Genomic DNA, 14190 nt, shown 5'->3' on the forward strand with positions numbered 1-14190 from the left:
AAGGTATTCGATTATTTAACTACCGAGAACTTATAAACAGATTGTGTTTTATAAGTGTCGCCCGGTTTCAACTCGGTTGAAGGAAATTGCGGCTGATTCGGTGAATCTGGGAAATGCTGGGTTTCCATGGCAAATGAAGTGCGGTATTCATCTTTTACACCACCTTTCATCACGTTTTTAGCTTGCATAAAGTTGCCGCTGTAAAACTGTAAACCTGGTTCTTCGGTAAATACTTCCATTTTGATGCCGCTTTTATCACCAATAACTGTGGCAATAGCGGTGTTCAGGTCATGTTTGTTCAGTACAAAGTTGTGGTCATAACCTTTACCGTCCTTTAACTGAACGTTATCTTCATTAATACGTTTACCAATGGTTTCGGGCTTGGTGAAATCAAACGGGGTACCAGCAACTTTTTCAAGTTTACCTGTAGGGATCAAACCTGCATCAACTGGTAAATAGTTATCAGCATTTATTTGCACCAAATGATTAAGGATGGTACCGCTGCCTTCGCCGTTCAGGTTAAAGAACGCGTGGTTGGTAAGGTTAACCACAGTTTTTTTATCGGTTGTGGCTTCGTACTGGCATTTAAATGAGTTATCATCAGTAAGGCTGTAAGTAACCTTAACATTCAGGTTACCCGGGAAACCTTCCTCCATATCTTTTGAAAGATAAGTAAGCTCAACAGTCGACGAATCGATCATTTTACCATCCCATACCACTTCCTGAAAACCGTGTTTACCGCCATGCAGCGTGTTAGGCGTATTGTTTATTGACGACTGGTAATCTTTGCCATCAATTTTAAAATGACCTTTAGCAATACGGTTGCCATAACGGCCAATGGTAGCGCCATAATAACGCTCGGTTGATTTTTCAAAACCCTCAACATCATCAAAACCTAAAACAACATCAGTTAACTTGCCATTTTTATCAGGCACCAATAGGCTTACTACCCTGCCTCCGTAGTTAGTAATGGTAGCAGTTACACCATTTTTGTTTTTAAGGGTGAATAAATGAGTTTGTTTTCCATCGATTGTTTTTTCGAATGCTGATGCAGTGGTTTTGGTGCTATCCGCCATAGTAGTGTTTTTCTGTGATGTTGAATTTTGATTACAGGCAGCCAAATATAGGCTACATGCAGGTAAAATCGTTAAAGAAATACCTTTAATTAAGTTTCTCATAAAATAGATTAATTATAGTTTGGTTTAAAAATAGCGTTTTTTCATTATCCCCTCTCTTTATAATGCAACTCACTTAACCCTCTTAGCTTTTCGGCTGCAAATTCGGCTGTAATGTCACGTTGTGGATTAGCCAGCATTTCATAACCTACCATGAATTTTTTAACAGTGGCCGAACGCAATAGCGGTGGATAAAAATGCATATGCCAGTGCCAGTAAGGATGCTCGCCCGAATTAACCGGCGACTGGTGCATACCTGCCGAATAGGGGAACGAAGTTTCGAACATATTATCATACCTGATAGTGAGCCTTCTGATGGCATCAGCAAGGGCATGTTTTTCTTCATCAGTAAAATAAAGGATACTGGTTATATGCCTTTTGCTGATGATCATGGTTTCGTACGGCCAAACTGCCCAAAATGGCACCAGCACAGCAAAATGTTCATTTTCAAAAACAATACGATCTTGTTTTTTTAGTTCAAGCGCAAGATAATCAGCTAACAAGCTTGTGCCTTTTTGCTCAAAATGAAGTTTTTGCTGCTGAGTTTCTTTAGCTACCTCAACCGGCAGGCTGTTTTGTGCCCAGATCTGTCCATGCGGGTGAGGGTTACTACAGCCCATAATATCTCCCTTATTTTCAAAGATCTGAATATGTTTTATCCATGGATAAGAGGCAAGGTCTTCAAATTCGGTTTGCCATACGTCAACCACCTTGCTGATCTCTTGGGTGGTCATCTGTGGCAGGGTAAGGTCATGCTTTGGCGAAAAGCTGATCACACGGCAAATACCTTTCTGACTGTTTGCTACCAGCAATTCATCTTCATTTAAGCCACCTTCAGGAGTGTTCAGCAGCAACGATGAATAATCGTTAGTAAATACAAAGCTGCCTTTATAATCGGGATTTTCGCTACCATCGGCGCGTTTGTTAGTAGGGCATAAATAACACGCCGGATCATACTGCGGTCGGTCGTCGGCTTGTGTAGCTTCGACTTTGCCTTGCCATGGGCGTTTTGTACGATGTGGCGATACCAGGATCCAGTCGCCCGTTAAAATGTTTAGCCTGCTGTGAGGATGCTCTTTAAGATCAAAGTTAGTGTCCATTAGTTTAAAATCAGGTAATAATTGGCTTATAATACATGTAAAGGCAGACAGTTATACCTTAGCGATTTCAAAGTTGGTAAAAATAAATGTAAACCATACATTTAAAATAGAATTTTTGAAATAAATAGATAAAGTAGAAAGATTGATAGGATTTGTAGAAAAGGAGGGAGGATTGATATCATGTCATTGCGGGGGCGTTCCTTGAAAAAATAGTGATGACGTGTAAAACATATTTCAGCGATGGTGCGCGGGGGGCGCGTTAGTGATAGTAGCGGATACCGTCCGTTAGCCAACGGATAATGCCTGTACAGTATGAGCGGATAGCACGGGCCGCAGGCAACGCCCGAATTTATCAAACGATCAAAAAAAATATATTAATAATCAATAATTTACAATTCCGTCATTATAAGGCACGAACCAATCGCACTGAAGCAAAGCCGCTCTGTATAGCATGCGATTGCCACGTCGCCCCCACGCTCATTCCTCTTTTGCTCCTCGCAATGACATGGTTTAGTTTATTAGTCTAAAATCCTAACCCACCCAACTCAACCACTGCCGAGTCGCAGATGTAAGTTGGTACAATACCAGTGGAGGTAATGCGGTTTTCAGCATCTTTAGCCTGGGTATTGCCAGATAGCACCAGTACTGTATCCAGCCCGAATTTATTGCCGCCCAGAATATCGGTTTGTAGGGTATCGCCTACCATTACAATATCTTTTTTGCTGATAGGGCGGCGTTCGCGAAGCAGATCATAGGCAAACATAAACATTTGTGAATCGGGCTTGCCAAAGCGGATAAATGCCTTGCCTACAATTTTTTCAATCATACTTGCCAAACCGCCAATGGCTATGGATACATCATGTTTGGTTAACGGATAAGCCTGATCTGTGTTGGCTACAATTGCCGGAATGGTGCGCTTACGCATCAGGTTAACCGATTTGTTGAGATCCCGGCCCCAGTCAAAGCCTTCATCATCTAAAAACACCAGCGCGTTAACCCGGTCGATGTTGCTTTCGTTCACCTCACTTATGGGCAATGTATGCAGGCCCGAACTATCAATATAATGAGCAGAATCTGGCGTACCAAGGTAAGCCACGATGCCGTCGTTCACTTTCAGGTCAAGATACTCTTTGGTGAGCATTCCCGATGAGATGATCCTATCGGGCGTTATAGCCATTAGCCCCTTTTTAGTATAAGACTCAGCCAGCTGCACAGGGCTCCGCGAAGCATCGTTGGTAACAATAAAATACTCTTTGCCTTGTTCCTCTAAATAAGAAAAAGTACGCTCAATACCGGGAAGCAAGCCCCCATAATTTTTTAAAACCCCAAACGCATCAAAAAAAACAACTTCGTATTTATCAATTATGGATTTAAAGTTGTCTATTCTGGTCATGCTTATCTGTTTTAAGGGTTCTGCAATAAAATGAGCCCGAAAGATAGCTAACCTATTTCAATTTTAAAGCCTCAATGATTTTTTCGGCATCAAAATCCCTGTCTACCGATGGTAAATAAATGTCAAAAGCTTCTGCCTGTAGTTTTTTTGCGTATTGCTCGTTAAAAAAGTGCTTGCCATCTTTAATTACATAATTCAGGATAAAAAAGCGGTAGGCTTCTTTCAAAAAACGGATCTCGTCGGCTGTTAACGGATTTACTTTGTGATATTCCTTTAAAAACATAATGAAACGGTCTTCCATCATGGTATTGATCACATAGCTGAACACGGTACGGTCGCCAATATCAGATACTACACGGCTGAAGAAATAAAAATCAAGCAGTCGGTAACTCATTCTGAACCAATCGTAATCCCAGCGCGAGTATAGCTCCAGGTTAGGCGTTACCGAAAAGTTGCCGATGTTCCAATCTATAAATACCGGAATGATCTCAAATGAGCTCATGTTGTATTTAGAGCGGTTTTTCAGGAAAGTTTCACAGTGGTATTTCAAAAAATCGGCCTGCATCCCGGTGCCAAATTGCTTAGGATCGGCCTCGATTTGCTGCAATAGCGCCGAAATATCGGTACGTAAAGTTTTTGACGATTTAGGCAGCACATTTTTAACCCTTGAGCATGCCTTATGAAATTTACCAACCTGCTGACCAAGTTTCTTGATATGGTTTTCCTCTAACCTGCGCGGCAGACGCTGTAATATGCGGGTAGGGTTATAAAACACCACCCATGCATCGTTTTTGCCGTGTTTATGATGATAAATGTATACCCGGTTGTTTTTTTGTAAAGAACGGGCAAGGAAATTCTCAAACGGGTAAAGCAGGTTAATTGCCAGCGTTTGAATAATGCGGTGATCCTCTTTAAAGTGCTCAAATTTGCCAAAGTATGATAGCTTGGCTATGATTATATCGTCATCGTCGAACGTAATGCGGTACACATGATTGGTTGAAACCATGGCGCTGATATCTTCAATATCGCGGATAGTTTTTGACGCATCATACCCCTCCCAGGCCTTGCGGATAATAAAAGAATAGTCCATTTGTATATATCTGCCGGCAAAGTTACACCAATGGCAGCATTCGGTTTATAATTAAGGGCACAAATATATAATATTTGTTTGATGGGGATTACATAATAAAATGTCATTGCGAGGAACGAAGCAATCGCACGGAAGCATAGCCGCTCTGTATTGCAAGCGATTGCCACGCTGCGCTCGCAATGACATGAAGAAGAAAATAATTATATTATCTCAAAATACCTCTTCAATTCCCAGTCAGTTACACTTTTTGCAAACTGGCGGTATTCCCACAGGCGGGTTTGGGTGAAGTGGTCAACAAAGCCTTCGCCAAAAAGCTCTTTGGCAAGCTCGGAGTTTTGCATGGCTGTGGCAGCGGCATGAAGGTTTGGCCAAAGTACGCCATTGCGTTTATCCTGGTAGCCGTTGCCTATGGTTGGTTCGATATTTAATTCAAGCTTGTTTTTAATACCGTATAAGCCAGATGCCAGCGCTGCGGCCATAGCAAGGTAAGGATTGGTGTCCGAACCCGGGATGCGGGTTTCAAGGCGGGTATAGTTTTCGGTAGTATTGATGATACGGATGGCCGTAGTGCGGTTTTCAACGCCCCAGGTAATGGTAGTAGGGGCCCATGCGCCTTCAACCAGGCGTTTATAGCTGTTGATGGTTGGCGCATACATAGGCAGTAAATGAGGCATGCAATACAGCTGACCGGCAAGGTATTGCTTATGTATTTCGCTCATTTTGTTTACATCGTTAGCGTCGTAAAACAGGTTTTTTGATTGATCTTTACTCCACAGGCTTTGGTGGATGTGGCCACTGCAGCCGGGCAGGGTCTCGGTCCATTTAGCCATGAATGACGCCATGATGCCGTGTTTATAAGCTATTTCTTTAACGGCGGTTTTAAACAGCGTTGCTTTATCGGCGGCGGCTAAAACCTCATCATGCAGTATGGCAGCTTCGTACACCCCCGGACCAGTTTCGGTATGCAGCCCTTCTATGGGGATATTGAATTTAGTGAGCAGGTTAAACAGGTCGTAATAAAAATCGCTGTTTTCTGAAGTGCGCAGTATCGAGTAGCCAAACATGCCGGGTGTAAGCGGCTCTATGTTGGTGAATTTCTTGTCGGCAAGGGTTTGCGGCGTTTCTTTAAAATTAAACCATTCAAACTCCTGTGCAAATTCAGCGTGGTAGCCCATGTCATTGCATTGAGCCTTAATATGTTTGAGCAGGCTTCGCGGGCAGGCCGGCAGGTCGTCACCATCGGGTTTGCTAAAATCGGCCAAAAAAAACGGAATATCATCCTGCCAGGGCACATTACGCAGGGTTGAAAGATCAATACGGCATAGCTTATCAGGGTAACCGCTTTGCCAGCCGGTTAGCTGTACATTGTCATAGCAAACATCGTTACTGTCCCAGCCAAAAACAACATCGCAAAAACCGTAACCACTTTGCAGGCCATCAATAAACTTTTTAGGGTGGATAACCTTACCGCGCAAAATGCCATCAATATCGGCAAATGCGAATTTTATTTTCTGGATATTATTCTGTTCAATATATGCTTTGATCTCTTCTGCGTTCATGGTATAAAAGTATGGCCGGTTAAGGTATGGCAAGATAGCTATTATGGCTTAAACTATAAAAAAATAGCCTTTATGCGTTTAATACGCAATTGCTTTTACCTTTGTTTGAGCTATTTATATGGAAGCAACAAACCAGTTTTTATTTGTTTACGGTACATTGCTGCAACCGGGTAACCAATTTGCTGATTACCTTACCCAACATTGTAAATTTGTTAGTGATGGAAAAGTGAAAGGCCGACTTTATAATATTGGCGAATACCCTGGTGCTGTGATTGATGATAACGAAGAACGCAGCATTTATGGTTGCATCTTTATAATGGATGAGCCTGAACTGGTATTAAAGGTAATTGATGATTTCGAGGGTATCGGCGAATTATATGAGTATCCGCAGGAGTATATACGGCAGCAAGTTGATGTTTTTACGGATGATGGTGATATAAAATGCTGGATTTATGTTTATAATTTATCCGTAAATGGCTTTCTACATATAATTGGTGGCGATTATATGCAATATTTAAATAATGCTGTCAAATAACCATTTAGTTAACGATGTTTTTCCATTTTAAAGACAGGTTTCCGAAATTAAACACTTATTGGGATAAATACCTGCCGTTTCAAAAGCGGATAGAAGCCCCGGCCAAAACCGTTCTGCTTCAAGAGGGCAAAATATCTCAGCATTCTATCTTTATTGAAAAAGGTTGCGTACGTACTTTTTTCAATAATAACGGTGATGACAAAACGGTGCAATTTTTCTTTGAAAATGAAGGGTTAAGCTCTTTTGATAGCTTTATGAATAATGTACCAAGTTCATTTACTATCGAAACTATTGAGCCGTCGGTTATTTATTTGTTGCCTAAGCAGTATGTTACCCAATTGATTGACGAGCTAAGTCACGAGCCCGATTTTGCCCAAATGATATTGCAGATGACTTCCCGGCGGCAAATGCATTATATCAATGAGTTTGTTTCTATTATCCGGGATACACCCGAACAGCGTTATCAGCAACTTTTAACCGGGAGGCCGCATATTATACAGCGGGTGCCCCAGCATTATATCGCCTCGTATCTGGGGGTGAGCAAAGTGCATTTAAGCCGTATAAAAAGTAAACTGGCAAAAGGTAAGCTGCATTTTTGAACTTGATAACATATGTTATCGTCCCGGTGCTGTATGCCGGGGTAGCTTTGTGTTATTAAAAAAGAAAATAACATGAAAGCAGCAGTAATGTATCAACAAGGAGGATTACCTCAATATACAGATTTTCCGGAACCGCTTGTTCAAAATCCTGACGAAGTGTTGGTTAGCGTAAAAGCAGTGGCCATTAAACATCTCGACAAAAGCAGGGCATCAGGCAAACACTACTCGAGCGATGCGCCAAGTGAAAATGGCCGCGTGATTGGCGGGGATGGCGTTTGTTTGCTGGAAGATGGAACAAGAGTATATGGCTTAGGTGTAAGCGGTATGCTTGCCGAAAAGGCTACCATTCATAAAAGTAGGATAGTGAAATTGCCTGATAACTTGGATGATATTACAGCGGCAGCCCTGCCAAATGCCGTAGTTGGCGCTGCTATGGGACTTAAATTCAAAGCCGATATCCAGCAGGGTGACGTGGTACTTATTAATGGCGCTACAGGCGTTACAGGACGGGTTGCCGTTCAAATTGCCAAATATTATGGTGCAAAAAGGATAATTGCAACCGGGCGAAACCAGCAATCATTAAATGAGTTGCTATCCCTTGGTGCCGATGAAACAATTTCGGTATTGCAGGATGATGAAAGTTTTAAAAAACAGATCACTGCAATACATTCAGAAACACCTATTGATATTATTGTTGATTACCTGTGGGGGCATACGGCCGAAATGATACTGGCCTGCATAAAAGGCGATGGTTCATTTACCAATAAAATAAGATATGTATCTGTTGGGGGCATGTCCGGGGATGTGATACAACTTTCGGCAGCCAATTTGAGAAGCGTTGATCTTCAAATAACCGGATCGGGACTTGGCGCCTGGTCAAAAGCGCAGGTTGACGAACTTTTTAAAGAGATTTTACCTGAAATGTTTGCGCTTGCAGCGGCCGGTAAGTTGAAAGTGGATACGATTGCGATGAAATTGGCGGATATTGCCGAACTGTGGGATTTGGAAGTAGGGGGCGGGCAACGCTTTGTGGTAATGGTGTAAAATTGAAACGTTTTTAATGTAGAGACGCATCACATGCGTCTCCTGTAAGTAAATGTTTACCCGGCAAAAGACGCATGTGATGCGTGTCTATATTTAACAATATCTTCAAAAAAAAATCCCCCGGTTTACAAAACCGGGGGATAAAACAAGAACTATTTTATTCAGGGCATTAAAGCTTTGCTGATTTTACAGTTTTGATGATAACCGCAGCAACTTTGTATGGATCGGCAGCTGAGTTAGGACGACGATCTTCCAGGTAACCACTCCAGTTGTGATCTACAGCGTAAAGAGGGATACGGATAGATGCACCACGGTCAGATACGCCATAGCTGAAGTCATGGATAGAAGCAGTTTCGTGTTTGCCGGTTAAACGCTGATCGTTGTCAGCACCGTAAACTGCGATACATTCAGCAACAGCAGGACGGAAAGATTCGCAGATAGCTGTGAAAATTTCTTTGCTGTTTGCAGTACGTAAAGTAGTATTTGAGAAGTTAGCGTGCATACCTGAACCGTTCCAGTCTAATTGACCAAGCGGTTTGCAATGCCAGTTGATAGCAACTCCGTATTTTTCACCAATTCTTTCTAATAAATAACGTGCAACCCAGATCTGGTCACCAGCTTCTTTAGCGCCTTTAGCGAAGATCTGGAATTCCCATTGACCAGCAGCAACTTCAGCATTGATACCTTCAACGTTTAAGCCTGCTTCTAAACAAGCATCTAAGTGCTCTTCAACAATTTCGCGGCCGAAAGCGTTTTTAGCACCTACTGAACAGTAGTAAGGGCCTTGTGGAGCTGGGTAGCCAGCAGCCGGGAAACCAAGCGGTTTGCTGGTTGATGGATCCCACAGGAAGTACTCCTGCTCAAAACCAAACCAGAAATCGTTATCGTCATCAGCAATAGTAGCACGACCGTTTGATTCGTGTGGTTTGCCGTCAGCGCTTAATACTTCGCACATTACTAAGAAAGCGCTTTTTCTTTGTGGATCAGGAACAACAAAAACTGGCTTTAAGATACAATCTGATGAACCACCTGGTGCCTGCTCAGTTGAAGAACCATCAAAGCTCCAGTTATCTAAATCTTCTACTTTACCGCTAAATTCTTTAACGATTTTTGTTTTGCTGCGCAGGCTTTGTGTTGGTTTATAGCCATCAAGCCAAATGTACTCGAGTTTTGTTGCCATTTTTTAATTAATTTGTAAAGTTGGGGTTCTAATTGTAGTTTTTGTATTAATCTCAATAATTATTAAGGCGAATTTAAATTATTTTTACAAAAATCATTACAAATGTTAAGAAATTTTACATTTTTTTTCAATAACATGTTAATTATAGCTGTAAACCCATAAAAAAGAATCTGTAAAACTGCGTTTTTAACAATTTCGTATTTTAAGAAATGAATAAGGGGCGTTTTTTATCAATAATGTAAATGCCATTATAATGGGGCACTGGCGCAAGTTTAACGCAGGTGTATACACCCGCCAGGGCCGGTATAATGATGCAGGTAACTGATACCGGAATTTAGTCGTTCAGTTTTTCTGAGATGTTTTTAATCGCATCGTCCAACCGGGTGGCCGAATCATAAAGATGCTTTTCAACCTGTAAAAACTCCTGTTTCTTGTCTTTGCTTTCGCTCATCAGTTCCACAAGCCCTAATATATTGGTAAGGTGCTTGCGTACTTCGTGCGAGTTGATAAAGGCAAGCTCGCGTTTTTTAGTATCGTACAGCAATTTTTCGTAGTGGCGTTTTTGCCTGGCACTGCGGTATAACAGGGCTATAACGGCAAACATAAAGACTGTAGTAATACTGATTAGGATTAAAATAAGACGCTCGCGCCTGTACTTTTCGGCAGTATCAGTAAAGGTGTTCTCAATTTTATCAATTTTTATTTGTGCCGATACGTTACCCACCTGGGTGGTGTTATTGAGGCTCGCTTCTGATTGTTTCAGTGCAAGGTCAAAGTTATCGGCAGCCAGTTTATAGTCGCCGCGGTCGCGGGCTATTTTTCCCAGTAATTCGTAAAGATGATGTTTTATTTCGGGGTGATTGGCCGCATAAGGTAGGGCAAGTAGCTGGTTGGCTATTGCACTTGCCGAGTCGGGCTGCCCGTTTAAGTAAAAAGCATCAGCCAGATTTTGCCGCTCAAGGTCGTTATGTATATACTTTTTATCGGCTTGAAGTTCCTTAATCTGTACAATTGCGTTGCTGTAATTGTGCTGCAATATGGATATATAGTAGGCTGTACGGCTTTGGTAAGTGAATAGTTTGTAGCTTTTATTGTTTGGGCCCATCAATTCATCATGGCATCGTTGCAGCGAGTCAAGATTTTTTCGCCTGAAAAAGTTTTCGGCTTTGTTATAACTTATTATCGTATAAAACCTGTCGTCTTTGATTTTATTTTCCTCTTTAATATGAAAAGCCAGGTTAAGGTAATACAGTGACTGGCTATACAGGTTGAGTTTGTAGTACAGATCGGATATATTGATATTGAGGTATACCTGCAATAGCGGTTCGTTAAGTTTTAACGCCTGCTTTTGTGCAAGGCCATAGCTGTATATGGCACCAATTGGGTTGCCCCTGTCCGTTTGAATAAAGGCAAGGTGGCTGATAAATGAATAAATTAAAAAATCAGCTTTGTTTTTTGATGCCTGATCAATGGCCTTAACCATGGCAGTTTCAGCTTCGGGGAGTTTTGACAGCCGTTTTTGTACCGTACTTTCAATAAAATATTTTAAAGCTTCCCGGTCATCAACCTGGTATTTATCCAGTTTTTGATAAACTTCCGTTTTGCCTTCGGGAATTGTATTTTCGGGCCCTTGTTGAAAACGAAGCTTAATATACTCAACTATTTTCTTATCCTGGAGGTTTCTGTCTTTTATCTTAATAAAATTAACCAAGCTATCATCAGAAAGATAGATATATGAAGAGGCTTCTGAACTGCTTACAACAAACGCCAACAGTAAAATACAGAGAGAGAACTTTTTAAAGAGAGAAGCCATTAGGCATAAAAATACGTTGGCGTGGGTAAATATCAAACACTTTCTACTATTTAATTTTAAAGGTCAAACTTATCAAGCAACTTTAAAAGCGTTTCAAAGTCCTTAGGATACGGGGCATGAATAGTAACTTCGGTTTCGGGGTTGATACGAAACGTTACTTCGTAAGCATGCAGGGCAAAACGCTTCATAATGGGCAGTTCTTCCTGGTCTTTGCCTAAGTGGTATTTGCGTTTTATTTTTGAAAGAAAAACAGGTTCGCCTTTATACATTTCATCTCCGGCTATGGAGGCCCTTTGTGTAGCCAGGTGGATCCTGATCTGGTGCATACGGCCTGTTACCGGGCGGCATTCAACTAAAGTATAATGCTTATAGTATTTTAATGACTGAAACCATGTTTCGGCGCGTTTGCCTTCCTGCCTGCTGATGGTTACACTGCCTTTGCCAACGTTTAAGATGGGTAAATCAACAAGCAAATTATCAAAGGTGTGTGTACCGTCAATAACGGCGTGGTATACTTTTTTAACCTTTCGCTTTTCAAACTGCATGGAAACCGAGCGATAAGCTTCGGGATTTTTGGCAAAAATAAGTGCGCCCGATGTTTCCTTGTCCAGACGATGGCAGATCTGCGCATCGTCCCAATAAGCTTTAGCCAGCCTTAGCATGCTGATCTCGCTGCTACCTTCACCGCGCTCGTCAAGCGAACTTATAAAAGGTGGTTTGTTCACAACAATCACGTCATCGTTCTCAAACAGTATCAGGTCGGCGAATTTTGGAAACTTCATAGCCCGCAAAAATACGGTTTATAATTTAAACAGCTGCCACTGTATTTTATTGGCGGTGTATCTGTTTGAAATTTAATTTTCACTTGTAACCTTAACCCCGTATCGTATGGCATCTTCAAGTATCTCAATGTTTATATCTTTCAAGGTTTTGAATTTAATGCAATACCCGGTTACGCTGGCTTTACCTATTGTTTTTCCATACGTTTGGGATAAGTATGTTTTATCATCGATGCCAAGAACATAGATGGAAATTCCGGTGGTGTTTGCGCTCATGCCAATTTGATAAAACTCCCTTGTTGTTCCATCGGCATATTTTATAGTGTATAATCCATAGCCTATATTAGGATTGCTAACAATTTTATTTTCGCTGTTCCTGCCATCCAGGAACCATAATTTACACCCTGGTAGCACCCGAAGTATAACATGGTGCAGCTCTTGCATATCGCGCCGTTTCTGTTCAGGCTGGCTGGAGATATATTCTTCGATTTGTTCCTGTACGTTCATATAAAATATTGAGTTAGGTTTACTTAATTGTCTTTTTATTTCGCTTTGTTTTTTATGCACTGCAACCAAATTATCGTAGCAGAACGAACATAATGTTAACAGAAGTTTTACTTAATATCATCATTATTTAATAAATAAAACCCGCTGTTTTTCCTCGTTAAAAAAGCGTACCTTCGCGCCGTTATTTTCATGGAGGTGTTAAGCATAGTTTTGCCTGTAATTCCTTCATCGACAATAAAAAAGAATTAAATATACAATGAAAAAAATTGTCGACTACAGGAAACTCCTGAACGTAACTGAAAATGCTGAGCTAACTGAACTACGTACTGTTTATAAAAGCATGATGAAAACCTGGCATCCCGACAGGTTTCAGGACGAAAGCAGGATAGAGGCCGAAGAGAAGAGCAAAACCATTATTGAGGCTTATCATTTTTTGGTAAGCATAGCTCCGGAAACCCGTGCTCAAACTTTATCTGATTACACGGCTACCACTACGTTATCAAACATAGCCGACTTTGAGTACAAGCAACAGGTATTGAAAGTTACTTTTTTAGATGGTAACGTGTACGAATATTTTGATGTACCTAAAGCGGTTTACACTAAATTTATCAATGCAGACTCGCCGGGCAGGTTTGCCCGCAGGCATATTTTTACAGAATTTGTTTACCGAAGCGTAAATAAACTGGTTGCTTCGGCTTAAATTCTGTTATCCAACTTGGTTAAGCCGTTCTAAGTCTGCAGTGGTATCAATGTCAATGGCACCAAGCGGAAAAGGAAGTACAAAAACATCGTCGGGATGTGCTTCAATTATCTTTTTTGCTCCTTCAGGCCCTTTCAGGCTAAGCAGTTCGGGGAAATATTTTATATCAAATAAAGCAGGGGCACCCAAAACATCACGATAGCCGCAGGCAATAATGCCGCAATCATTAGTTTCTTTTTTTTCTGTTAGTTGCGATATAAGGAAAGAATCAACAAATGGCTGGTCGCAAAGCATCAGTATAATTGAGGTGATATGTGGGGCAAGGTTTAGCATTTCTGTTAAACCTATTTTTATTGATGAGCCCATTCCTTCCATCCAATTGGGGTTATAGGTAACGTGAACAAGCTGATCGTCTATGTTAGAACGGATCAGTTTTTCATTTGCCCCCAACACTACAGTAACCTTTTCGCAATGTAAACAGGTGAGTGCAGTTTGAATAGCCCGCTGTAAAAGGGTTTTACCCTGGTAAATAAGATTTTGTTTGGGCGAGCCAAAACGGCTCGATGCGCCCGCTGCCAGAATAATGATCCCTGTCATTTTTTAACTGTTAACATTAGGTATTAGTGTAACCGCTTATAGCGTGTTATAAATTATAATTTGCGCAGCTTCCGGTCATCGGGTATTTATGTTGTTGGGCTCAGGGCTCCCTTTTTAAT

At 41.3% G+C, this 14190-nt stretch carries 14 protein-coding genes; 4 read left to right on the forward strand and 10 right to left on the reverse strand.

The window, feature by feature from the left end:
- Positions 1–11: 11 nt before the first annotated feature.
- From MTO98_RS10540 to MTO98_RS10560, 5 genes are all read right to left on the reverse strand, one after another.
- Positions 12–1076: an aldose epimerase family protein gene (locus MTO98_RS10540; RefSeq protein WP_243486615.1), complete on the reverse strand. Its 1065-nt coding sequence runs from the start codon at positions 1074–1076 to the stop codon at positions 12–14.
- Between the two features lie 146 nt (positions 1077–1222).
- Entirely contained in the window at positions 1223–2275 is a 1053-nt protein-coding gene (locus MTO98_RS10545) for a UDP-glucose--hexose-1-phosphate uridylyltransferase (RefSeq protein ID WP_243486616.1), read from the reverse strand.
- Positions 2276–2798: 523 nt separating this feature from the next.
- Entirely contained in the window at positions 2799–3668 is an 870-nt protein-coding gene (locus MTO98_RS10550) for an HAD-IIA family hydrolase (RefSeq protein ID WP_243486617.1), read from the reverse strand.
- Between the two features lie 52 nt (positions 3669–3720).
- Entirely contained in the window at positions 3721–4758 is a 1038-nt protein-coding gene (locus tag MTO98_RS10555; RefSeq protein WP_243486618.1) for a hypothetical protein, read from the reverse strand.
- Positions 4759–4958: 200 nt separating this feature from the next.
- Positions 4959–6317 carry a glutamine synthetase family protein gene (locus MTO98_RS10560; protein WP_243486619.1) on the reverse strand — a complete coding sequence of 453 codons (1359 nt, stop codon included), beginning with the start codon at positions 6315–6317 and terminating at the stop codon, positions 4959–4961.
- A gap of 118 nt (positions 6318–6435) precedes the next feature.
- Between MTO98_RS10560 and MTO98_RS10565 the strand changes: the two genes are divergently transcribed.
- From MTO98_RS10565 to MTO98_RS10575, 3 genes are all read left to right on the forward strand, one after another.
- Positions 6436–6852, forward strand: a complete 417-nt coding sequence (locus MTO98_RS10565; RefSeq protein ID WP_243486620.1) for a gamma-glutamylcyclotransferase — start codon at positions 6436–6438, stop codon at positions 6850–6852.
- A 14-nt stretch (positions 6853–6866) separates the two neighbouring features.
- A complete protein-coding gene (locus MTO98_RS10570) occupies positions 6867–7451 on the forward strand; it encodes a Crp/Fnr family transcriptional regulator (RefSeq protein WP_243486621.1) in 585 nt (194 codons plus the stop codon).
- 72 nt (positions 7452–7523) lie between these two features.
- Positions 7524–8495, forward strand: coding sequence for a zinc-binding alcohol dehydrogenase family protein (locus MTO98_RS10575; protein WP_243486622.1), 972 nt, complete (start codon positions 7524–7526; stop codon positions 8493–8495).
- 169 nt (positions 8496–8664) lie between these two features.
- On the opposite strand, the gene MTO98_RS10580 is transcribed toward MTO98_RS10575, so the two are convergent.
- From MTO98_RS10580 to MTO98_RS10595, 4 genes are all read right to left on the reverse strand, one after another.
- Positions 8665–9675, reverse strand: coding sequence for a glutamine synthetase beta-grasp domain-containing protein (locus MTO98_RS10580; RefSeq protein ID WP_243486623.1), 1011 nt, complete (start codon positions 9673–9675; stop codon positions 8665–8667).
- Between the two features lie 334 nt (positions 9676–10009).
- Positions 10010–11488: a hypothetical protein gene (locus MTO98_RS10585; RefSeq protein ID WP_243486624.1), complete on the reverse strand. Its 1479-nt coding sequence runs from the start codon at positions 11486–11488 to the stop codon at positions 10010–10012.
- A 56-nt stretch (positions 11489–11544) separates the two neighbouring features.
- Positions 11545–12270 carry an RluA family pseudouridine synthase gene (locus MTO98_RS10590; RefSeq protein ID WP_121229871.1) on the reverse strand — a complete coding sequence of 242 codons (726 nt, stop codon included), beginning with the start codon at positions 12268–12270 and terminating at the stop codon, positions 11545–11547.
- Positions 12271–12342: 72 nt separating this feature from the next.
- Complete coding sequence (locus MTO98_RS10595; RefSeq protein ID WP_243486625.1) at positions 12343–12774, reverse strand: DUF1801 domain-containing protein; 432 nt, start codon at positions 12772–12774, stop codon at positions 12343–12345.
- A 256-nt stretch (positions 12775–13030) separates the two neighbouring features.
- Here MTO98_RS10595 and MTO98_RS10600 point away from each other — a divergent pair, with 256 nt between their 5' ends.
- Positions 13031–13474: a KTSC domain-containing protein gene (locus tag MTO98_RS10600; RefSeq protein ID WP_243486626.1), complete on the forward strand. Its 444-nt coding sequence runs from the start codon at positions 13031–13033 to the stop codon at positions 13472–13474.
- A 6-nt stretch (positions 13475–13480) separates the two neighbouring features.
- Here the strand turns inward: MTO98_RS10600 and MTO98_RS10605 are convergent, their stop codons facing one another.
- The gene (locus MTO98_RS10605; protein WP_243486627.1) at positions 13481–14071 is read right to left on the reverse strand and encodes an NTP transferase domain-containing protein; all 591 of its coding nucleotides are present in this window, start codon (positions 14069–14071) and stop codon (positions 13481–13483) included.
- Positions 14072–14190: the final 119 nt, after the last annotated feature.

It is taken from the genome of Mucilaginibacter sp. SMC90 (assembly GCF_022811725.1).
In the GTDB taxonomy this organism is placed as follows: domain Bacteria; phylum Bacteroidota; class Bacteroidia; order Sphingobacteriales; family Sphingobacteriaceae; genus Mucilaginibacter.